20 protein-coding genes are annotated in these 21687 nt (G+C 65.5%); 3 read left to right on the plus strand and 17 right to left on the minus strand.

All coding sequences use genetic code 11. The features are described from left to right. Positions 1 to 8: 8 nt before the first annotated feature. From QNO08_RS10250 to QNO08_RS10275, 6 genes are all read right to left on the minus strand, one after another. Positions 9 to 803, minus strand: coding sequence for a GntR family transcriptional regulator (locus QNO08_RS10250; protein WP_229965616.1), 795 nt, complete (start codon positions 801 to 803; stop codon positions 9 to 11). A 256-nt stretch (positions 804 to 1059) separates the two neighbouring features. Further along, positions 1060 to 1461: a cytochrome c oxidase subunit 4 gene (locus QNO08_RS10255; protein ID WP_229965615.1), complete on the minus strand. Its 402-nt coding sequence runs from the start codon at positions 1459 to 1461 to the stop codon at positions 1060 to 1062. Further along, complete coding sequence (gene ctaD, locus QNO08_RS10260; RefSeq protein WP_229965614.1) at positions 1458 to 3179, minus strand: aa3-type cytochrome oxidase subunit I; 1722 nt, start codon at positions 3177 to 3179, stop codon at positions 1458 to 1460. The genes QNO08_RS10255 and ctaD overlap by 4 nt, the downstream gene beginning before the upstream one ends. 9 nt (positions 3180 to 3188) lie before the next feature. Continuing rightward, positions 3189 to 4043: an aa3-type cytochrome oxidase subunit II gene (gene ctaC, locus QNO08_RS10265; RefSeq protein ID WP_229965613.1), complete on the minus strand. Its 855-nt coding sequence runs from the start codon at positions 4041 to 4043 to the stop codon at positions 3189 to 3191. Between the two features lie 216 nt (positions 4044 to 4259). Next, positions 4260 to 4661, minus strand: coding sequence for a HesB/IscA family protein (locus tag QNO08_RS10270; protein WP_229965612.1), 402 nt, complete (start codon positions 4659 to 4661; stop codon positions 4260 to 4262). A gap of 170 nt (positions 4662 to 4831) precedes the next feature. Further along, on the minus strand, positions 4832 to 6238 hold the full coding sequence (locus QNO08_RS10275) for a dipeptidase (RefSeq protein WP_229965611.1): 1407 nt from the start codon (positions 6236 to 6238) through the stop codon (positions 4832 to 4834). Between the two features lie 83 nt (positions 6239 to 6321). Between QNO08_RS10275 and QNO08_RS10280 the strand changes: the two genes are divergently transcribed. After that, positions 6322 to 6921: a DUF3043 domain-containing protein gene (locus QNO08_RS10280; RefSeq protein ID WP_229965610.1), complete on the plus strand. Its 600-nt coding sequence runs from the start codon at positions 6322 to 6324 to the stop codon at positions 6919 to 6921. A gap of 173 nt (positions 6922 to 7094) precedes the next feature. Here QNO08_RS10280 and QNO08_RS10285 read toward each other — a convergent pair whose 3' ends face one another. Further along, the gene (locus QNO08_RS10285) at positions 7095 to 8162 is read right to left on the minus strand and encodes a quinone-dependent dihydroorotate dehydrogenase (RefSeq protein ID WP_229965609.1); all 1068 of its coding nucleotides are present in this window, start codon (positions 8160 to 8162) and stop codon (positions 7095 to 7097) included. A gap of 134 nt (positions 8163 to 8296) precedes the next feature. Between QNO08_RS10285 and QNO08_RS10290 the strand changes: the two genes are divergently transcribed. Beyond that, a complete protein-coding gene (locus tag QNO08_RS10290; protein WP_229965608.1) occupies positions 8297 to 9388 on the plus strand; it encodes an alpha/beta hydrolase in 1092 nt (363 codons plus the stop codon). Between the two features lie 23 nt (positions 9389 to 9411). On the opposite strand, the gene QNO08_RS10295 is transcribed toward QNO08_RS10290, so the two are convergent. The 8 genes from QNO08_RS10295 to QNO08_RS10330 form a co-directional block, all read right to left on the minus strand. Beyond that, complete coding sequence (locus QNO08_RS10295; protein ID WP_229965607.1) at positions 9412 to 10224, minus strand: isoprenyl transferase; 813 nt, start codon at positions 10222 to 10224, stop codon at positions 9412 to 9414. Positions 10225 to 10226: 2 nt separating this feature from the next. Continuing rightward, positions 10227 to 10982 carry a DNA repair protein RecO gene (gene recO / locus QNO08_RS10300; protein WP_231712480.1) on the minus strand — a complete coding sequence of 252 codons (756 nt, stop codon included), beginning with the start codon at positions 10980 to 10982 and terminating at the stop codon, positions 10227 to 10229. Positions 10983 to 11081: 99 nt separating this feature from the next. Beyond that, a complete protein-coding gene (gene leuA / locus QNO08_RS10305; RefSeq protein ID WP_229965605.1) occupies positions 11082 to 12824 on the minus strand; it encodes a 2-isopropylmalate synthase in 1743 nt (580 codons plus the stop codon). A gap of 181 nt (positions 12825 to 13005) precedes the next feature. After that, positions 13006 to 14580, minus strand: a complete 1575-nt coding sequence (locus QNO08_RS10310; protein ID WP_229965604.1) for an LCP family protein — start codon at positions 14578 to 14580, stop codon at positions 13006 to 13008. Between the two features lie 138 nt (positions 14581 to 14718). Next, a complete protein-coding gene (gene era / locus QNO08_RS10315; protein ID WP_229965603.1) occupies positions 14719 to 15648 on the minus strand; it encodes a GTPase Era in 930 nt (309 codons plus the stop codon). Further along, positions 15641 to 16978, minus strand: a complete 1338-nt coding sequence (locus QNO08_RS10320; RefSeq protein ID WP_229965602.1) for a hemolysin family protein — start codon at positions 16976 to 16978, stop codon at positions 15641 to 15643. Before QNO08_RS10320 ends, era begins: the two co-directional genes overlap by 8 nt. Next, positions 16975 to 17448 carry an rRNA maturation RNase YbeY gene (gene ybeY / locus QNO08_RS10325; RefSeq protein ID WP_229965601.1) on the minus strand — a complete coding sequence of 158 codons (474 nt, stop codon included), beginning with the start codon at positions 17446 to 17448 and terminating at the stop codon, positions 16975 to 16977. The genes QNO08_RS10320 and ybeY overlap by 4 nt, the downstream gene beginning before the upstream one ends. Then, positions 17445 to 18488 carry a PhoH family protein gene (locus QNO08_RS10330; RefSeq protein ID WP_229965600.1) on the minus strand — a complete coding sequence of 348 codons (1044 nt, stop codon included), beginning with the start codon at positions 18486 to 18488 and terminating at the stop codon, positions 17445 to 17447. The genes ybeY and QNO08_RS10330 overlap by 4 nt, the downstream gene beginning before the upstream one ends. Before the next feature lie 342 nt (positions 18489 to 18830). On the opposite strand from QNO08_RS10330, the gene QNO08_RS10335 reads away from it, so the two are divergent. Then, entirely contained in the window at positions 18831 to 19769 is a 939-nt protein-coding gene (locus QNO08_RS10335) for a GerMN domain-containing protein (protein WP_229965599.1), read from the plus strand. Between the two features lie 3 nt (positions 19770 to 19772). On the opposite strand, the gene QNO08_RS10340 is transcribed toward QNO08_RS10335, so the two are convergent. Together QNO08_RS10340 and dnaJ are read right to left on the minus strand one after the other, a co-directional pair. After that, positions 19773 to 20537 (minus strand): 16S rRNA (uracil(1498)-N(3))-methyltransferase, encoded by a 765-nt coding sequence (locus tag QNO08_RS10340; protein ID WP_229965598.1) that lies wholly within the window; start codon positions 20535 to 20537, stop codon positions 19773 to 19775. A 2-nt stretch (positions 20538 to 20539) separates the two neighbouring features. Continuing rightward, complete coding sequence (dnaJ, locus tag QNO08_RS10345; protein WP_229965597.1) at positions 20540 to 21682, minus strand: molecular chaperone DnaJ; 1143 nt, start codon at positions 21680 to 21682, stop codon at positions 20540 to 20542. Between the last annotated feature and the right edge of the window lie 5 nt (positions 21683 to 21687).

Below are 21687 nucleotides of genomic sequence, written 5' to 3' on the forward strand. Positions count from 1 at the left end.
CCGCGGCTTCAGGAGCCCGGATGCCTGCCCGGGTGGTAGGAACGCGGCGTCCGCATTCCGGGACGCTGCAGGGGCACCCAGAGCTTGTACCGGTCAGCGCGGTAGTACGAGACCGAGTAGTCCACCATCGACCGGGCGACGTAGGCGTGCCGCTGGATCTTCAGCAGCGGAGCGCCGAGCTCCACGTTGAGCAGTCGAGCGATGGACGCGGAGGCGGCGGTCGCCTCGATGGTGTCCTCGCCCCACTCCATCACCATGCCGTACCGTTCACTGAGCACCCGGTACAGCGAGGTGGGGGGCTCTTCATCGAGCATCCCCGGAACGTGGACGGCGGGAATGAAGTTCTCATCAACGCTCATTGGCTCGCCGTCCGCGAGCAGTTGGCGGCGGAACCGGATCACCGGCTGGCCGGGATCAATCTGCAGCTCCCTCGCCACCAGATGGGAAGCGCCGATCTGTTCGAAGCTGAGGACCCGGGCGTCCGGGACCATGCCGCGTCGATGCATTTCCTCGCTGTACGACGTCAGCTTGACCTGCAGGTCCATTTTGGGGCGGGCCACAAACGTGCCCAATCCAACCACGCGTTCGAGCACTTCGTCAGCGACGAGGGCATCGATGGCCTGCCGTACCGTCATCCTCGCCACACCGAAGTGGTCGGCCAGCACACGTTCGGAGGGAATGGCGGCGCCGGCAGGCGCATGCTGGTCCACGAAGCGGCGCAGTATGTTCTGCAGCTGCAGGTGCTTGGCGACGCCGGAGGCCGGGTCGAGCAGCTCCGGAAACCGCCTCAGGGCCTGGTGCATGACAGCCGCCGAATTCTGAGGTCCGTTCTGGTGCGCATCCGGTTCCTTCCCTCGGCGTAGGTGCTATTCAAGGATAACGGCCGGGAGCGCGGGCCAGGAACGCCGCCGCTCCGGAGCGGGCGACGGGCTGGGCAGCTCCGGTGGCCCCCGGAAGCAGGGCCGGGTATTAAACAGCAGAGGACCCGCAGTATTTGCGGGTCCTCTGCCTAAACTTCACCGTCGGGTTTTCACCCTGGGTGTTTTGCTTGCCGGAGCCTTAGTGTGCGTGGGCTCCGCGGCTGTATTCGTACACCCAGCCGACCAGGGCGATCAGCGCCAGGCCGGCACTGATGTAAAGAATCCACCAGCCGATTGCCATGCCCAGGAATCCGCCTGCGGCGGCGAGGCCGAGCAGCAGGGGCCACCAGCTCCACGGGCTGAAGAAGCCCTGTTCGCCGGATCCTTCGTGGATTTCGGCGTCGAGCCGGTCCTCCGGACGTTCACCAATGCGCTTGCCGGTGAAGCCGATGTAGAAGGCGATCATGGCGGACATCGCGCCGGTGAGGAACAGTGCCAGGTAGCCCACCGGTTCCATCCACTCGACGAGGTAACCGTAGACAACGCCGACGACCACGAAGAAGGGCGCCAGGTATGCGAAGAGCTTAGTCTCTACTTTCAATTGACCTTCTCCTTACGGTCGCCCGGTCCGAAGACCTTGCCGGCGGCCGACGTGTCGGTCACCGTCTGCTGCAGTTCAGGATGGTGCAGGTCCAGTGCCGGACGCTCAGAACGGATGCGCGGCAGCGACGTGAAGTTGTGGCGCGGAGGCGGGCAGGAGGTTGCCCACTCCAGCGAGCCGCCGAAGCCCCAGGGGTCATCAACTTCAACCTTCTTGCCGTGGCGCCAGGTGATGTACACGTTCCAGAAGAACGGAATCATCGAGGCACCCAGCAGGAACGAACCAAAGGTGGAGAACTGGTTCATCAGGGTGAAGTTATCCTCCGGCAGGTAATCGGCGTAGCGGCGCGGCATGCCGAGCACGCCGAGCCAGTGCTGAACCAGGAAGGTGGCGTGGAAGCCGACGAACAGCATCCAGAAGTGGATCTTGCCAAGGCGCTCGTTGAGCATCTTGCCGGTCCACTTGGGCCACCAGAAGTAGAAGCCCGCGAACATTGCGAACACAACGGTTCCGAAGATCACGTAGTGGAAGTGTGCCACCACGAAGTAGGTGTCGGAAACGTGGAAGTCGAGCGGCGGCGAGGCCAGGATGATGCCGGTCAGACCACCGAAGAGGAAGGTGATCAGGAAGCCGATGCTCCAGAGCATGGGGGTTTCGAAGGTGATCGATCCCCGCCACATGGTGCCAATCCAGTTGAAGAACTTCACGCCGGTTGGCACCGCGATCAGCATTGTCATGAAGGAGAAGAACGGGAGCATTACCGCACCCGTAACGTACATGTGGTGGGCCCACACGGTCACGGACAGGGCTGCAATGGCGATCGTGGCGTAAACCAGGCCCTTGTAGCCGAAGATCGGCTTGCGGCTGAACACCGGCAGGATCTCGGAGATGATGCCGAAGAACGGCAGCGCGATGATGTACACCTCGGGGTGGCCGAAGAACCAGAACAGGTGCTGCCAAAGGATGGCTCCGCCGCGTTCGGGATCGAAGATGTGCGCCCCGAACCGTCGGTCAGCGCCGAGTGCGAACAGAGCTGCTGCCAGCGGCGGGAAGGCCATCATGACGAGGATGGCGGTGACCAGGGTGTTCCAGGTGAAGATCGGCATCCGCCACATGGTCATGCCCGGGGCACGCATGCAGATGATCGTGGTGATGAAGTTGACCGAACCAAGGATGGTACCGAAACCGGACAGTGCCAGCCCGAAGACCCAGAGATCTCCACCGACGCCGGGTGAGAACGTGGTGTTCGACAGCGGCGCATACGCGAACCAGCCGAAGGAAGCAGCACCCTGCGGAGTGATGAAGCCGGCAACGGCGATGGTGCTGCCGAAGAGGAAGAACCAGAAAGCCAGGGCGTTCAGGCGGGGGAACGCAACGTCGGGCGCACCGATCTGCAGCGGCATCATGACGTTGGCGAAACCGGAGAACAGCGGGGTTGCGAACATCAGCAGCATTACTGTGCCGTGCATGGTGAACAGCTGGTTGTACTGTTCCTTGGTCTGCAGGATCTGCATACCGGGTTCAAACAGCTCGGCACGGATGACCAGGGCCATCACGCCTGCGAGACAGAAGAAAATGAATGAGGCGATCAGGTACATGTACCCGATGGTCTTGTGGTCAGTGGAGGTGATCCAACTGACGATGATGCGTCCCTTGGAGACGGGGACGACGCGCGGTGCAACTTGAGTATCTTCCGAAGTGTATTCGAGAGTAGTCACAGCTTCCTCCTACCTCCTTACTTCGCTTGATTCTGAGTTGTACACGCGGTCGTACTCGGAGCCGACCTGGCCGTCGGGCAGGGTGTCGAGGTACGCGTCGTACTCGGCTTCCGAAACCACCTTGACGTTGAAGAGCATTTCCGAGTGGTACTCGCCGCAGAGTTCTGCACACTTACCTTCGTAGGTGCCCTCGATGCCGGGAGTGATGTTGATGTAGTTCGTGCGTCCGGGGTAAAGGTCCATCTTCTGGAGGAAGGCCGGGACCCAGAACGAGTGCTGGACGTCGCGGGAGTTCAGCTGAAGCTCAACCGTCTGGTCGACCGGCAGGTAGAGGGTCGGCATTTCCGTCTCTGCCTTCTCCGTGCCGTCCAGGTTTACCTGCACGTTGAGGTCGTACTTGTCCTCATTGACGTAGTTGAAGTCCCAGGACCACTGCTTGCCGCGGACGTCAACGACGACGTCTGGATCATCCACGCGCTCACTAATGGCCCGAATGTCCTGGTCGGTGAAGTAGAACAACACCAGCACCATGAACAGCGGGATCGCCGTGTAGAAAATCTCCAGGGGAAGGTTGTAGCTCAGCTGCCGCGGGTAGCCGGTCTCGTTCTTCCGGCGCCGGTAGGCGACGATGCACCAAATGATCAGTGCCCAGGTGAGCACCCCAACTGCCAATGCCGCGATCCATGAATTGACCCAAAGGTCCATGATTCGGCCGGTGTGGTTGGTGGTGTCGCGTTCCGTGGGCAACCAGCCTCTTTGGACTTCTGACGAACAACCCGATAAAAACAACGCGCCGGCCGACGTTACGGCTGAGATCTTTAAGATCCTGGCGCGTCGGCTGCTGGTTCGGTCCTGCGAACTCACAGACGGCCCTTCCTCTTGTTACGTGCAAGTGCGGCACAGCAGGCAGACGAATCCCCCAACTGCGCACGATCAGTTTTACTACTACGTGTAGAGCTTACCCGCACGCGTGGCCATCTAGTGACAGACCGCACCGCGTCCCGGCAAAATACCGTGTATTACGGCCGCCGGAGCGGCTGCGGGGTCCCCGTCAGTGAAACGGGGTACCCGGGAGGAAGCCTAGTGGAATGAGTCGCCGCAGGCACATGACCCGCCGGCGTTGGGGTTGTCGATGGTGAACCCCTGCTTGGAGATGGTGTCTTCGAAGTCGATGGACGCGCCGGACAGGTAGGGCACGCTCATCTTGTCCACGATGACCTCGACGCCGTCGAAATCCCGAACGGCATCGCCGTCAAGGACCCGCTCGTCGAAGTACAGCTGGTAGATCAAGCCAGAGCATCCGCCGGGCTGGACAGCCACGCGAAGCCGCAGGTCGGTCCGGCCTTCCTGCTCCAAGAGGCTGCGCACCTTGCCGGCGGCAACGTCGGAGAGGGCAACGTCGTGGGTCGGCAGCTCCGTTTCCGGGGCGGCAGCTGCTGCCATATCCACGCTGGTGCCGGTTTCGCTGGTGGAAGTACTCATTACGTCTCTCTTTCTTCACGTGGTCCGTGCACGGGAGGGCAGTGGCGCTCCCCCGGGCTCCGGGCCAGTTCCTTCTCCATGGTACGTCGATGCATACACACAGATATACAGAGCCAACGCGGCCGGGCCCGAAAAGATTTCCGTGCCCGGCCGCGTGCTTTCCGCGCAGGCTACGAGCCGGCGCGCCCGAGGCTGGCCAGGAGCAGTGCTTCGGCCAGCACCGCGTTGCGGAAGTCACCCAGGTCCAGGGACTCGTTGGCGCTGTGGGCCCGGGAATCCGGATCCTCCACACCGGTGATCAGGATCTGTGCGGACGGGAACAGCTCGGTGAGGTCGGCGATAAACGGAATGGAACCGCCCATGCCGGACTCCACGGGCTCCACGCCGTCCCAGGCCTCGCGCAGGGCCCAGAGGGCAGTGCGTGCCGCAGCGGCGGACGTGTCGGTGGCAAAGGCCTGGCCCTGCTCCCCCGGGACGAAGGTCACCTTGGCGCCGAACGGCGCGTTGGCCTGCACGTGGCGCTCGACGGCGGCCATCGCTTCCGCGGGACTCTGCCCCGGGGCGAGGCGCAGGCTGAACTTGGCCCGCGCCCTGGGCTGGATCGTGTTCGAGGACATGGCCACCGTCGGCACGTCGATGCCGATGATGGACAGCGCGGGCTTGGTCCACAGCCGGGACGCGATCGAGCCCGTGCCGGCCAGCTGCACGCCGTCGAGCACTGAGGAGTCCCCGCGGAAGTCGGCTTCGTCGTATTCGACCGCGGCGCTGTCGGACGAGACGAGGCCGGCGATGGCGACGTCTCCGGCGTCGTCGTGGAAGGTGGCGATCAGGCGCGCCAGCAGGGTGGGCGCATCCAGCACCGGTCCGCCGAACATTCCCGAATGCACCGCGTGGTCCAAGACCTGCACCTCAACGGTGCCGTCCACCAGGCCGCGCAGGCTGGTGGTCAGGGCCGGCACGCCGACCTTCCAGTTCCCGGAGTCCGCCACCACGATCACGTCGGCCTCCAGCAGGCTGCGGTAGGTCTCGAGGAACTTCCGGAAGGTTGGTGAACCGGCTTCCTCCTCACCTTCAATGAAGAGGGTGATGCCGACGCCGGATTCTTCCCCGAGGACCTCGTCCAGGGCACGCAGGGCGCCGATGTGGGCCATGATCCCGGCCTTGTCATCCGCGGCGCCGCGCCCGTAAAGGCGGCCGTTGCGCTCGGTGGCGGTGAAGGGCTCCGACTCCCACAGCGCCAGGTCCCCCGGAGGCTGAACGTCATGGTGGGCGTACAGCAGGACGGTGGGCTTGCCTGCCTTTGCGGGCCGGCGGGCGACGACGGCGGGGCCTCCGGGCTTGCCGTTGTTGTCCACCCGCAGGATCTGCACCTCCGACAGTCCGGCTTCCCGGATCAGTGCCGCCACGGCTTCGGCGCTTTCGTTCAGCCGCTCCGGGTCAAAGGAATCCCAGGCAATGCCGGGAATGGAGACCAGGGACTTGAGCTGCTCAACCGTACGGGGGAAATCGGCCGCCACGGCGGACCGCAGGGCATCCACATCCACGGACGAAGAGGGAGATTCTGGATTCAAAGTCATAACAAAACAGTACATGCGGGCCCCCGCGTCCGGGCAACGGAAATTCGGGACCGCTCGGGCCGCTGCCAAGGTATCCTAAAGGGGTGTTCGGACGAAAGAATGAAGCGCCCACCGCGCAGGAAACTGTGGACCAGGCTGCCGCGGCAGCCCAGACCAGCTCAGCGCGCACCGCCGCGGGGAAGGGAACCCCTACGCCCAAGCGCAAAGACCAGGTGGCTGCGCGGCAGCGGCCGCTGGTGCCGACCGACCGCAAGGCGGCGAAGAATGCCAGCCGTGATGCCATGCGCGAGGAACGGCTGAAGACCCGCGCCGCGCTGGACACCGGCGACGAGCGCTACCTCCCCCTGCGTGACAAGGGACCGCAGCGCCGGTTCATCCGCGACGTGGTGGACTCCCGCTGGAACCTGGGCGAGTTTGTCATGATCGCCGCCCTGGTGTTCGTGGTGTTCAGCTTCATCCAGAACATCACTGTGCAGAGCATTGTCATGCTGGCGTTCTGGGTCCTGATCCTGGCCGTCATCCTCGACTCGTTCATCCTGCGGTCGCTCCTGCGCCGCCGCCTGACTGACAAGTTCGGCGGGCCCAACTCAGGTGACGTCTGGTACGGCGTGTCCCGTGCGCTCCAGCTGCGCCGCTTCCGCCTGCCGAAGCCCCAGGTCAAGCGCGGCGAAAAGCCCGTCTAACCCGCACGGGTTCCCGGCAAGACCCTGTTTCAGCAAGACCCTGTTTCAGCAAGACCCTGTTTCAGCAAGACCCTGTTTCAGCAAGACCCTGTTTCAGCAAGACCCAAAAAGGGCCGCTCCTTGGAGCGGCCCTTTTTCTCGTCCTGCAACTGCTCCTGCAGTTACACCTGCAGCTACTTCAGCAGGCGGGCCAGCCGCCGGTTGATCCGCGCCGCCCAGAACGGACCCTCGTAGAGGAACGCCGTGTACCCCTGGACCAGGGTGGCGCCGGCGTCAAGGCGCTCCTTGACGTCGCGGGCCGATTCCACGCCGCCCACCGAAACGATGACCGGCCCGTCCTCGCCGAGGCGTGCCCGCAGCCGCTTCAGGATTTCCACTGACCGCCGCCGCAGCGGCGCTCCGCTGAGCCCGCCCACTCCGCACGCGATCACCTTCTGCGGATCGGTGACGAGACCCTCGCGTGCAATTGTTGTGTTGGTGGCGATCACGCCGTCGAGGCCCAGGTCCAGGGCCAGCCGGGCGACGTCGTCGACGTCGTCGTCCGTGAGGTCGGGGGCGATCTTCACCAGCAGCGGCACATGCCTTCCGGCCGCTGCGTCAGCAGCCTCGCCCACCGCGGTGAGCAGCGGACGCAGCGACTCAATGTTCTGCAGCTGACGCAGTCCCGGAGTGTTGGGCGAGGATACGTTCACCACCAGATAGTCGGCCTGGGGCGCCAGCTCCCGGGTGCTGATCAGGTAGTCATCGATGGCGTCGGCCAGGTCCACGGCCTTCGTCTTGCCGATGTTGATGCCGATGACCGGGCGGTTCGGGCCGGCTTTGGCCAGCGCCGCGCGGGCCTGCGCCACCCGGGGGGCCACGGCTGCCGCGCCGTCGTTGTTGAACCCCATCCGGTTGATCACGGCGCGGTCCTCCACCAGCCGGAAGAGCCGCGGTTTCGGATTGCCCGGCTGGGCCCGGCCCGTCACCGTTCCAACCTCCACATGGCCAAAACCCATGTTGGTCAGGGCCACAATGCCGGATCCCTCTTTGTCGAACCCGGCGGCCAACCCGAAGGGCGACGGGAAGTCCAGCCCGAGGGCGCGGACGCGCAGGTCCGGCGAGGGGCGCATGAGCCGTCGCATCACCGGTCCGGCGGGAGTCGAGGCGGCGAGCTTGATCAGGTCGAAGCCGATTCGATGTGCTTTTTCCGGGTCCATGCCGGCGAAGACGACACGGAAGAAGGCAGGGTAGACGCGCATGTTTTCATGCTTGCACTGACGACGGCGCTCCAGCAACTCCGGGCCGGTCCTGTCTCCGGCCGGCGGATCCTCCTGCGCGGCTGCACTATTCTCGATTTATGGGCAGTACTCGATACATGGGCAGTACTCGATTTATGGGCAGTACTCAATACATGGACAGTTTTGCGGGCGCCGACGGGAACGGCTCGGAGTGGAAGCCGGACATCCTGGGCGACGGCTACCAGTATCTGACCCTGGAGCTGGGCGAAGATGAGGAAGGGCCCGTCGTGGCCACGCTGGTGTCCTACTCTCCTGGGCCGCCGCCTCCTCCCACGCTTGGCGGCCGGGCCCGGCGCCTGCTGCACGGCCTGCGGGCTCCCGTGGCACCCGAACCCGTTCACGCAGTCCTCTACATCCACGGCTGGAGCGACTACTTTTTCCAGACGGAGCTTGCGCAGTTCTGGAGCCGGCTCGGCGTCGCCTTCTATGCCTTGGACCTGCGCAAATACGGGCGGAGCCTGCGGCCCGGACAGTCCGAGGGGTTCACCCAAGACCTGCAGGATTATGACGCCGACATTGAAGCGGCGCTGGCAGCCCTGACCAGGCACGTCCGCGAACACCTTGGCGCCGACACCCCGGTGCGGGTCAGCATGATGGCCCACTCCACCGGCGGCCTGGTCGCCTCGCTCTGGGCCCACCGCCATCCCGGGCGCATCGAAGCCCTGATCCTGAACAGTCCCTGGCTGGAGATGACCGGCTCCTGGGTGGTGCGCAACGCAACCGCCGGGCTGCTGGAACCGCTGGCACGGCTGCGGCCCAAAACGCGTCTGAAGGTTCCGGAAATGACCAATTACTGGCGCAGCATCAGCCGCGAGGGCGACGGCGAATGGGACCCGGACCCGGAGCTGAAACCGCGCAACAGCTGGCCGATTAGGGCCGGGTGGATCACCGCTGTGCTTGCCGGACACGCGCAGGTGGCCCACGGCCTGGACATTCGGGTGCCGATCCTGCTGATGGCCTCGGCCACCTCCACGATGGCCGGCCCCTGGAACGAAGCCATGAAGACCTCCGACAGCATCCTGGACGTGCACCTGATGGTCCAGCGCGGGCTGCTGCTCGGTCCGCAGGTCACCGTCTGCCGGTTCGAGGACGCCCTGCACGATGTGCTGCTGTCGGCCGGTCCCGTGCGGCGCCGGGTCTACGGCAAACTTGAACAGTGGGCGCGCGCCTTCATGCTGAAGGGCTAGCCGGGATCAGCCTGCCGCACCGGTTATGCGGGCGATGCCTGATCCACTGCTCCCCCGTACCGGCGGTCCCGGCGGGCGTAAATCTCCACGGCTTCCCAGAGCGTGCGCCGATCCACATCGGGCCAAAGGGTGTTCATGAAGACCATCTCCGCATAGGCGGACTGCCAGAGCATGAAATTGGAGAGGCGCTGCTCGCCGGAGGTGCGCAGGAACAGGTCCACATCCGGAAGGTCCGGCTCGTCCAGGTATTTCTGGATGGTTTTTTCAGTGATGGATCCGGGGCGCAGTTTGCCCCGCGCCACGTCGGCGGCGATGGCCGACACGGCATCAGTGATCTCGGCCCGGCCGCCGTAGTTGACGCACATGTTCAGGGTGCAGACGGTGTTCTCCCGGGTCACCTCTTCGGCGGTTTCCAATTCCTTGATGACCGACTGCCACAGCCGCGGCCGGCGGCCGGACCAGCGGATCCGAACGCCCCACTCATTGAGCTGGTTCCGCTGCCGGCGCAGCACGTCCCGGCTGAAGCCCATCAGGAAGCGGACCTCCTCGGGCGAGCGTTTCCAGTTCTCGGTGGAAAACGCGTAGACGGAGACGTGCCGGATCCCCATCTCGACGGCGCCGGCCATGACATCCAGGAGGGCGGCTTCCCCGGCGCGGTGCCCTTCGGTGCGCGGCAGTCCGCGCTGGTTGGCCCAGCGCCCGTTGCCGTCCATCACGATGGCCACATGCTGCGGCACCAGCTCTGCGGGCACCGGAGGCGGAACCGCGCCGGAGGGGTGCGGTTCGGGCCGGACGGGAGGATGCGGCAGGACTGCCGGTTGGGGCTTTGAACGCAAGCTTAGACACGCTCCACATGTTGAAGTGATTTGACGACCCGTTCCAGGTGCCATTGAAGATAACTGCCCACCAGGCCCGCCGACTCCCGCCGCGGCTGCTGCCCGGCGTCGTCGGCCGTGGCCCAGTCCCCCGAAAGCAGGGCGGCCAGCAGGACCATGGTTTCGGGAGAGGGCGACGCCGCCCCGGGCGGGCGGCACGACGAACAGACGGCGCCGCCCAACGCTGCGGCGAACGCCGAATGCGGCCCCGGGGCGCCGCAGCGGGCGCAGACGGTGAAGCTCGGCGCCCAGCCGGCGGTGGCCAGCGCCCGCAGCAGGTAGGAGTCCAGGATCAGCTCCGGGGCGTGGGCCCCGCGGTTCAGCGCCGCCAGGGCGCCGATGACCAGATGGTAGTGGGCATTGGCTGACTCGCCGTCGACGTCGGTCAGCCGCTCGGCGGTTTCAGCGATGGCTGCCGCCGCGGTGTACCGCGCATAGTCGGAGACGATGCCGTGCCCGTACGCGCCCAGGGTCGTGGCCTGCGTGACGATGTCCAGGTTGCGCCCGGAGTGCAGCTGCAGGTCCGCCACCATGAACGGTTCCAGGCGGGCTCCGAACTTGCTCGAGGTGCGGCGCACCCCCTTGGCAACGGCACGGACCTGGCCGTGGTTGCGGGTCAGCAGCACCAGGATGCGGTCCGCCTCACCCAGCTTGTGGGTGCGCAGGATGACGCCCTCGTCCCGATACGTCCGGGAAGCTAATGATTTTCCTGCCACCATGCTATTTTCCCACGTCCGGCCCCGGCTCCGGCGCACCCGGGAGCACTTGGCCCCCGGGCGCGCCTGCCGCGCGGCTTCCCGCGACCCGCCGGGTTCCGGTCAGGACCGGTCTCGGATGGCCCGGTTCACGGCGGAAATGACCGCCTTGAGTGCTGACATGGTGGTGTTGGGGTCGATTCCGACGCCCCAGAGCACCCGCTCTCCCACAGCCAATTCCACGTAGGAGGCCGCCGCGGCATTTCCGCTGGCCGAGAGGGCATGCTCGGTGTAGTCCAGCAGCCGGACATCGATGCCGTCCTCGCTCAGGATTTCCAGCAGGGCGGCAATTGGGCCGGTGCCGGAAGCCATGCGCTTCTGCTGCACGCCGGCGATGTTCAGCGACGCCGTCAGCTTGAACGTGCCGTCTTCGGCGGTGTCCGCATTGACCGAGGAGAGGGCATAGTGTCCCCACGGTTCGCCGTCGGCCTCCGGGGTGGTGGGCAGGTACTCGTCCTGGAACACCTTCCACAGTTCGGCCCCGGTGACTTCGCCGCCGGCGGTGTCGGTGCGGCGCTGGACGACCCCGGAGAACTCGATCTGTGCCCGGCGCGGCAGGTCCATGTTGTGTTCGTTCTTGAGCAGGTACGCAACGCCGCCCTTGCCGGACTGGCTGTTCACCCGGATCACTGCCTCGTAGCTGCGGCCGATGTCCTTCGGGTCAATCGGCAGGTACGGCACTGCCCACGGAATTCCGTCCACCGTGGTGCCCGCGGCGGCGGCGTCCTTTTCCATGGACTCAAAGCCCTTTTTGATGGCGTCCTGGTGGGAACCGGAGAACGCAGTAAAGACCAGGTCCCCGCCGTAGGGGGAACGCTCGGGAACGGGCAGCTGGTTGCAGTACTCCACCGTGCGCCGGACATGGTCGATGTCCGAAAAGTCGATCTGCGGGTCGATCCCCTGGCTGAACATGTTCATGCCCAGCGTCACCAGGTCCACGTTGCCGGTGCGCTCTCCGTTGCCGAAGAGGCAGCCCTCGATGCGGTCCGCGCCGGCCAGGTAGCCCAGTTCGGCGGCGGCCACGCCGGTGCCCCGGTCATTGTGAGGGTGCAGGGACAGGATGATGGAGTCCCGGTTCGCCAGGTTGCGGTGCATCCATTCAATGGAGTCGGCATACACGTTGGGGGTGGCCATCTCCACGGTGGCCGGGAGGTTCAGGATCATCTGCCGGTCCGGGGAGGCTTCCAGGACCTCGGCGACGGCGTTGGAGATGCGCAGGGCAAACTCCAGCTCAGTGCCGGTGTAGGACTCGGGCGAGTACTCGTAGGTGACGTCAATGCCGCGCAGCTGCTCTTCATACTTCTTGCACAGCCGGGCGCCGGAGAGCGCAATGTCCACGATGCCGTCCTGGTCGGTGTTGAACACGACCTTGCGCTGCAGCACCGAGGTGGAGTTGTACAGGTGGACGATGGCGCGGTCAGCGCCCTCCAGGGAGTCGTAGGTCCGCTCGATCAGGTGCTCCCGGGACTGGGTCAGCACCTGGATGGTGACGTCATCGGGGATGCGGTCACCCTCGATCAGCTGGCGGACGAAGTCGAAGTCCAGCTGGGAGGCGGAGGGAAAACCGACCTCGATTTCCTTGTAGCCCATCTGCACCAGCAGGTCGAACATCTTGTGCTTGCGTTCGGGGCTCATGGGATCGATCAGGGCCTGGTTGCCGTCCCGCAGGTCCACCGCGCACCAGCGCGGAGCCTTGGTGATGAGCTTGTCCGGCCAGGTCCGGTCCGGCAGCTCGAAGCTGATCTGGTCCTGGAAGGGAACGTATTTGGAGACGGGCATTCCCGAGGGCTGCTGTGCATTTCGCATGTCTGGTGTGGCCTTTTCTAGTGGTTCAAAAGAGCGGCCGGGCAACACAAACTCCGCAGCGAGGGGCGGCCTATACGTTGGTTATGGCCCCGCCGCGGCAGCTAAGAAGACGAAGCTCTGCGCGCACGTGACCACCCTAACAGCAGCCCGAGGGGCTACCCAATTGTGAATTGCGAATTTGTTAGTTTCCGAAAGCCGACTGGCACGTCACCTGAGCCGCGGTCTGGCCTGTGAGGCCGCCCACGTCTCCGGCGTCGGGCATGGTGTTTCCGGTGGTGAAGTCCTGCCCGACCTGCACGCTGACGCCGATGACCAGGTTGCTCGCCACGACCTGCACTGCGGGAATTCCCAGTGCCGCGGCCACCTGCTGCGCCATTTCAAGGTAGCCCGGGCCGTGGAACACCTGCGTTGCCGGGCTCGGTGCGCCGGTCTGCCCGCCGGAGGCCGCCAGGGCGAAACCCTCCGAGAGCAGGTAGGCGGCCAGGTCCTGGTCACGGGACTCGGTGCCGGCCTCGTCGGCGCTGCCGGTGGCATCAAGGATGGTGACGGGAATCGTTGCCGGATCGAAGAGCGGAGCTTCCTCCGCCGGAGGCGGCGTTCCCTCCGCCGGAGCGGTGCCCGGAGCCGTTTCCGGTTCCGCCGGCTTGGTGATGTCGCGGTCTTCCACCAACGCGGTGAAGAGCGGCTCGGCTGCCGCTTCGTCCAGCACCAGCCGATTGTTGTCGTACTCGTACGGGACAACCGGTGCGGTGACGAAGGCAACCCGGCCCAGGTCCACGTCCTTGAGCCGGCCGGCCAGGGCGATCAGCGAGGAGGCGCTGGTCAGGTCCTTGTCCACCGTCAGGTTCTGGGTCACGGTTTCGGCGATGGAGTACAGCTTGGGCAGATTCTTGAGCGTGCCTTCGTCCTGGACCTTGCGGACCATGGACGCCATGAAGCTCTGCTGCGCGCGGATGCGGCCCTCGTCGCCGCCGTTGCCGAAGCCGTGGCGGGTCCGCAGGAAGGCCAGGGCCTGATCGCCCTGGACGCTGCTGACTCCGGCGGGGAGGCTCAGGCCGGACAGTTCGTCTTCCACGGGCTGGTTCACGCACACCTCAACACCGCCCAGGGTGTCGGACAGCTCCTTGACCGCGTCGAAGTCGGCCATCATGAAGTGGTCAATGTTCAGCCCGGTCAGCTCGTTGATGGCCGCCACTGTGCAGCCGGGTCCGCCGTTGCCCAGGGCACCGTTGAGCTGGCCCAGGTCCATGGCCGGATAGGTGTTGCCGGTGTCCGGATCCGAGCACTCCGGCAGCGGCACCAGCAGGTCGCGGGGGAAGCTGACCACCGTAACGTGCGAGCGGTCTGCTGACATGTTCGCCAGCATCATGACGTCGGAGTTGTTGCTCTCCTGGCCCTCGCGGTTATCAGTGCCCAGGATCAGGATCTGCAGCGGATCGGTGTTGGTGTCCACCGGCACTGCCGCTTCCTGGCTGGCGCCCAGGTTCAGCGGTTTGGTATCCAGGTTGTTCTGCAGGCGGACAACCTGCACGCCGACAAATGCCAAGCCGGAGACCAGTGTCAGGGCCAGGATGACTGCCACTGCCCGCAGGACCGGGTGCGCGGCGCCGTGGCGGCCCAGGTGGCGGCCGCCGGGATTGCCGGCCGGAGCCGGACCGGAGGCTGAGTCTCCGGAGCCGGAGTTTCCGGAGGCTGAGTCTCCGGAGCCGGAGTTTCCGGAGGGACCGGCACCCGTTACGGCACGGCGAGATGACATGAGCCGGTCCCCTTCAGTAATTCGTGTTCAACGGTGGCGATTCGCAAGTGAACGTTCGGTAGTGATTCGCGAGTGAATGTTCAAAGTGTACGCGGCGACCCTGAAAAGAATATTCAGGGCCGCTGCATTCCTTCGGGGCTAGAAGCCGAGTTTGACCAGCTGCTTGGGGTCGCGCTGCCAGTCCTTGGCGATTTTCACGTGCAGGTCGAGGTAGATGCGCGTGCCGAGGAGCGCTTCGATGGCCAGGCGGGCGTTGGTGCCGACTTCCCGCAGGCGGGCACCGCCCTTGCCGATGATGATTGCCTTCTGCGAGGACCGCTCCACATAGAGGTTTACGCGGATGTCCAGCAGCTGGTTGTCTTCGGAGCGCCCTTCGCGGGGAACAATCTCATCCACCACCACTGCCAAGGAGTGGGGAAGCTCATCCCTGACGCCTTCAAGGGCAGCTTCGCGGATAAGTTCGGCCACCATGACGGCTTCGGGCTCGTCGGTCAGTTCGCCGTCCGGGTACAGGGGCGGGGAAGACGGCATGTATCCGGAGAGGACCTCGGCCACGGTGTCCACCTGGAAACCGTCGGCAGCGGAGACCGGCACCACGTCGGCCCAGCCGGCCTCGCCCAGGACTTCATTGCCCAGGGCCGTCACCGACATCAGCTGCTTGGCCAGGGCGGCGCGGTCCACCAGGTCGGTCTTGGTCACCAGCGCCACCACCGGCTTGCCCTTCAGCGCGGCGAGCTGCTTGGCAATATAACGGTCGCCCGGGCCCACTGCCTCGTTGGCAGGCAGGCAGAAACCGATGGCGTCCACCTCGGACAGCGTGTCGGCGACCAGGTCGTTCAGGCGCTTGCCCAGCAGGGTCCGGGGCCGGTGCAGGCCCGGAGTGTCCACGAGGATCAGCTGGGAGTCTTCGCGGTGCACGATCCCGCGGATGGTGTGGCGGGTGGTCTGGGGTTTGCTGGAGGTGATCGCCACCTTCTGGCCGACCAGGGCGTTGGTCAGCGTCGATTTGCCGGCGTTGGGCCGGCCCACCAGCGAGACAAAGCCGGCGCGGAACTGTGGATCAGTCATTACGGGGTACCAATTCTGTTGAGTGGACGCGGGAGGATTCCCTGCCGTCGTCGTGTTGAGCGTCTGTTTCCGCTTCGCGGTGCTGTTTCCAGGCGATGATGTGCGAGACCCGGTTGCGGCGGCCCTCGAGGCGCTCGGCGTGCAGCACGACGCCGTCGACCACCACTTCGCTGCCGACAATCGGCACGCGGCCCAAGGCCTTGGCCAGCAGGCCGCCCACGGTGTCGACCTCGTCATCGTCGAGGTCGACGTCGAACAGCTCACCGAGGTCGTTGATGCCGGCGCGGGAGCTGATCCGGTAGCGGCCGCCGCCGAGGTTCTCGATTTCGGGGCGCTCGGAATCGTATTCATCCACGATCTCGCCCACGATCTCTTCGATCAGGTCCTCCAGCGTGACCAGTCCCGCGGTGCCGCCGTATTCGTCAATCACCACGGCCACGTGGGTGGATTCGCGCTGCAGTTCCTGGAGCAGTTCGCTGACGGCCTTGGATTCCGGTACGTAGCGCACGCCGCGGGCGAATTCCTCCACGCGCCGGACCGTGGCTTCGGCCGGGTTGGAGTGCATCTGCGCGGCAACATCCTTGAGGTAGAGGATGCCCACGATCTGGTCGGCGCTGTCCTCGATCACCGGTACCCGGGAGTAGCCCGAGCGCAGGAACAGGGACATGGCCTGGCGCAGGTTGGAACCGGACTCGATGCAGACCATGTCGGTGCGGGGCACCATCACTGACCGGACCTTCGTGTCGCCGAGTTCGAAAACCGAGTGGATGAGCTCAGCCTCGGTGTTTTCGATCATGTCTGCCTCGGAGGCACGGTCCAGCAGTTCGCGGAACTCCTCCTCCGTGAAGAAGGCGGCATCGGGGCCCTGGGTGCCCGGCGCGACGGCGGTGCCCAGCCGCACGAGCCAGCCGGGAACGGGTCCCAGCACCACGCGGAGGAACCGCACCAGGCCGGCGGTCAGGACGACGACGGCGGTCACGTGCTTCCGGCCGATCTGGCGGGGCGAAACACCCACCAGGACAAAACCGATGCCGGCCATCACCACGGTGGCCAGCAGCCCGGCCAGCCAGATGTTCTCCAGGAGCATCTGGAATACGGTGGCAACGGTGACTGCTGTCGCCATTTCGAACCAGACGCGCCAGAACCGCAGCGCGTGCATGTGTGCCACGGGATGCTGCAGGATCCGGCGGAGGGGTTTGCCCGCCTTGCCCTGCAGCAGGGCTTCGGCCTCATGCCGGGGCAAGTAGCCGTATGCGGATTCAGCGGCCGTGAGCAACCCGGCCAGGACCATGAAGGCCACGGCCATGAGGATCAGCAGGGCAACGCTCAACTGCGCGTCTCCTTCGGGGCATCCCGGCCCAGGTAGGCGGACAGGAGCTCGCGCTGCAGGCCGAACATTTCCTTTTCCTCTTCGGGTTCGGCATGGTCATAACCCAGCAGGTGCAGCACGCCGTGCGTGGTCAGCAGCAACAGTTCCTCCTGCATGCTGTGGCCGGCCGTTTCCGCCTGCTCGGCGGCCACCTGGGGGCAGAGGACAATGTCGCCGAGCACGCCGGCGGGGGTCGGACGTCCGGGGACTCCGGGCCGCAGCTCGTCCATCGGGAAGGAGAGCACATCGGTGGCGCCGGGGATGTCCATCCATTCGATGTGCAGCTTCTCCATGGCTTCCTCGTCCACCAGGATGATGGACAGTTCCGCTTCCGGATGCACGTACAGGCTTTCCAGCAGATAGCGCCCCAGCCGGGACAGTTCTTCCTCGTCCACGGCAACCGCGGATTCATTGTTCACTTCGATGCTCATTTGGCAGTCCCCCGTCCTGTCCGGCGGCCGCCGGCGGCCGGATCGCTGTTGCGGCGGGACTCGTCCCATTCGCTGTACGCCGTCACGATGCTGCTGACCAGCGAATGCCGGACCACGTCAGTGGCGGAAAGCTCGGAGAAGGACACGTCGTCAAGATCGCCGAGGATGTCATGCACGATGCGCAGGCCGGAGGCCGTGCCGCCGGGCAAGTCGACCTGCGTGACGTCGCCGGTCACCACCATCTTGGAGCCGAAGCCCAGCCGGGTCAGGAACATCTTCATCTGTTCCGGCGTGGTGTTCTGCGCCTCATCCAGGATGATGAACGCATCGTTCAGGGTGCGCCCGCGCATATACGCCAGCGGCGCCACTTCGATGGTCCCGGCCGCCATGAGCCGGGGAATCGAATCCGGGTCCATCATGTCGTGCAGCGCATCGTAGAGGGGGCGCAGGTACGGGTCGATCTTGTCGCTCAGCGTCCCGGGCAGGAACCCCAGGCGTTCTCCGGCCTCGACCGCGGGGCGGGTGAGGATGATCCGGGAAACTTCCTTCTGCTGCAGCGCCTGCACTGCCTTCGCCATGGCGAGGTAGGTCTTGCCGGTGCCGGCCGGTCCGATCCCGAACACGATGGTGTTTTCGTCGATCGCGTCGACGTAGTTTTTCTGGTTCAGCGTCTTGGGCCGGATGGTCCGCCCGCGCGAAGACAGGATGTTCTGCGTGAGGACCTCCGCCGGGCGCTGCGCCGTCTGGTCCCGGAGCATGGTGATCAGCTGCTCCAGGAGCTGGGGCGTGACCTTGGTCTGGCTGCGGGCCAAAATCCGGACCTCGCTCACCAGCCGGTGCGTGAGTTCCACTACGGGCGCCGGGCCGGTGATCGAAAGCTCGTTCCCGCGCACATGCAGGTTGGCTTCCGGATAAGCGGCCTCAATGATCTTGAGTGCCTCGTCGTTGGCACCCAGTGACTGGACCATGTGTTCAGTGGAATCAAAGACAATGGTCTGCCGATCCAGTCCGATGGTGCCAATTCCTGAGGATTCAGTCATATATTCGGCCTTCCCAGGCCTTTCATCGCCCCTTTGAAGAGTTTCTCGGTCGTGCCGTGTGTGGTGTTCGTGTGGTGTTCGTGTGCTGATCGTGCGCTGTTCGCGCCCCGTTCTGGCAGGAAACGCAGTGCCTGCCTTAAGACAGACACTTCAATATTACTTGATGCCCCCCGCACCCGTCTTCTCCTGTTTTGCGGGCCGGCAGGGATTTGCCGGACTGATCGGTCAGCGCCTGCGGGTCTCAATCGGGTCTCAGTCCGGTAGCAGGAAGGTCAAGACAGCGGATCCGGCGTTTGGCATGTGCCAAGCTTGAAAGCGACCGTTCAGCGAAGGGAGGACAGAATGGGCACATCGCGCCAAACGACACTGCGCAGCCGCCGGGGATTCCTCGGCTTGCTGGCTGCCTCATCGCTCCTCCTCAGCGGCTGCGGAGTGGTGGCAGTTACCCCGACCACCACCATGCCCATCTCTTTCGGCGCGGCGGGCGGTTCCGTGGCGTCCCCCCTGAGCGGTGCGGCTCCTTCGGAGGGAAAGCCCGCCCCGGGCCGCATACCCGTCTACTGGCTGGGCCTGAACGGCTCCGATGTCCAGCTCTACCGGGAATTCCAGCCGGCCGAGAGCGGCGGCGACCCCATCGGTGAAGCAGTGCTCGCCATGACCTCCGGCAAGCCGGCGGATCCGGACTACTTTAATCCGTGGCACAAGGCCAGCCGCGTCACCGCCTCGATCTCCGGCAAGAACGTCATTACCGTCGACATTTCCGAGGATGCCTTCACAACCTCAATGGACGAGGGAATGGCCCACCGTGCCGTTCAGCAGCTGGTCTACACGGCCACCGCGGCGGCATCGAATGCCGGTCTGACCACCGTGGGCCACGAGGCGTCGGTGGTGCTGCTGGTGGACGGCAAGGCGGATTACACCGCCTTTGGGCACGAGGTCCTGGAAGGCCCGCTGCAGCGCGACGCGGCGCTCATGGCGCCCATTTGGATCATCGACCCGCAGGAGGGATCCGGCTCGCAATCCTCCCTCACCGTGCACGGCACGGCAGTCTCCGAAGGCGGCCAGCTCTCCTGGCGGGTGGAACCCATTGTGGACGGCCGGCCGGCGGAGACCGCCATCGAGACCGGTTATGCCGAACTCGAGGCACCCACCGGAGGCAGCTCGCTTTTCGGCTTTACCGTGGAGCTGCCCCCGGGTGAATACAACGTCAGCGTCTTTCACGGCGAGGACCGGGAGAACGAGGATTCCAAGCGCGTGAGCGTCAGCTCCGTGCCGCAGTAGTTCCTACCAGCGGCCCAGCAGGGAGTTGAGGACTGCCAGCGCAGCCGGCCCCGCAGTCGAGGACCGCAGGACGTGTCCGCCCAGCCGGACCGCCACGGCCCCGCCGGACCGCAGAAGGTCCACTTCCGCGGCGCTGATGCCGCCTTCCGGGCCCACAACCACCGCGATGCTCAGTGGCCGGTTCCCGGCCCGCCGGCGCGCTTCCGCGACGGCCGGGGCGAGTCCGCCGTCGGCCTCCTCGTGCAGCACCACCACCAGATCCACATCAGCCAGCCGCAGCGCCAGTGCCTTTGACTCCACGACCTCTTCGACCAGCGGAACCGCTGAACGGCGGGACTGTTTGGCCGCAGCAGTGACAATCCCCTGCCATTTGGCCTGTCCCTTGGCCGCCTTGTCGGCGCGCCAGCGCACGATGCTGCGCTCGGACTGCCACGGAAGAACCACATGCACGCCGAGTTCTGTTGCCGCTTCGATCGCCTGCTCGTCGCGGCCGCCCTTGGCAAGGGCCTGGACCAGGATCAGCTTTTCGGCTGCCTCGTTTTCTTCGGTGACGGCTTCCACGGATACTTCCAGCCGGGACGGAGCCGCTGCCGACACGGTGCCGGTCAGCCGCAGTCCGGCACCGTCCACAATGTCCACCGGTTCGCCGGGGGCAAGCCGCTTCACGGCTACGGCGTGGTGGGCCTCCGGTCCCTCGAGGACAAACACTGACCCGGGCACGGCGGCGCGGACGGCGCCCGGGTCACCGAAGAAAATGGGGTTGGTCATGGTCAGAGATTGCCCAGGCGGTCCCGCAGCCGGGCGAAGACGCCGGATCCGCTGCCGGCCAGGCGGCCCTCGGCGTATTCCTCACCGCGGAGCTTTGCCAGTTTGCGCAGCAGCTCCTCCTGCTCCGCGTCCAGCTTCTGCGGAGTCTCCACATGCAGGTGGACCAGGAGGTCTCCGCGGCCGTAACCGCGCAGATGAGTGACGCCCAGTCCCTTGAGGGTGGTGATTTCGCCGGACTGCGTGCCGGCCTTGACCGTAATTTCACGGTCGCCGTCGAACGTTTCGAAGTTGATCGAGGAGCCCAGTGCGGCGGCCGTCATCGGCACCGTCAGGGTGGCGTGCAAGTCGTCGCCCTCGCGCACGAACGTGGGATCGGCGTTAACCCGGATCTCCACGTAGAGGTCACCCTGCGGTCCGCCGGCGGTGCCGGCTTCGCCCTGGCCGCCGAGCTGGATGCGGGTGCCGGTGGCAACGCCGGCCGGGATCTTGATGTTCAGCGTTCGGCGGCTGCGGACCCGGCCCTCGCCGGCGCACTCGTGGCAGGGATCGGGAATGACCGAGCCGTACCCCTGGCACGATCCGCAGGGGGCGCTGGTCATGACCTGGCCCAGGATGGAGCGGACAGCGCGCTGCACCTGGCCGGTGCCGTGGCAGATGTCGCAGGTCCGCGGCGAGGTGCCGGGCTGGCAGCAGCTGCCGTCGCAGGTCGGGCAGGTTACAGCGGTGTCGACGTCGATCTTCTTGTTGATGCCGAACACGGCGTCCTTGAGATCGATGCGCACATTGATCAGCGCGTCCTGGCCGCGGCGCGTGCGGGAGGCCGGGCCCCGGCCGCCGCCCGCTCCGGCTCCGCCGAAGAAGGTGTCGAAAATGTCCTGGAAGCCAAAGCTCTGGCCGCCGAAGCCGGCGCCGCCGCCGAAACCGTTGTCGTTGCCGTTCTCGTTGCCGGTGGTGTCGTAGATCCGGCGCTTCTGCGGATCCGCCAGCACCTCGTAGGCGTGGGTCACGGCCTTGAACTCGTCCTGCGCTCCGGGAGCAGAGTTAACATCCGGGTGCAGCTTGCGGGCAAGCTTCCGGTACGCCTTCTTGATTTCTTCGCCCGTTGCGTCGCGTCCGACACCCAGGACCTGGTAGTGATCGCTCACTCGTG

Origin of the sequence: Arthrobacter sp. zg-Y820 (assembly GCF_030142155.1) — a bacterium.
Classification (GTDB): domain Bacteria; phylum Actinomycetota; class Actinomycetes; order Actinomycetales; family Micrococcaceae; genus Arthrobacter_B.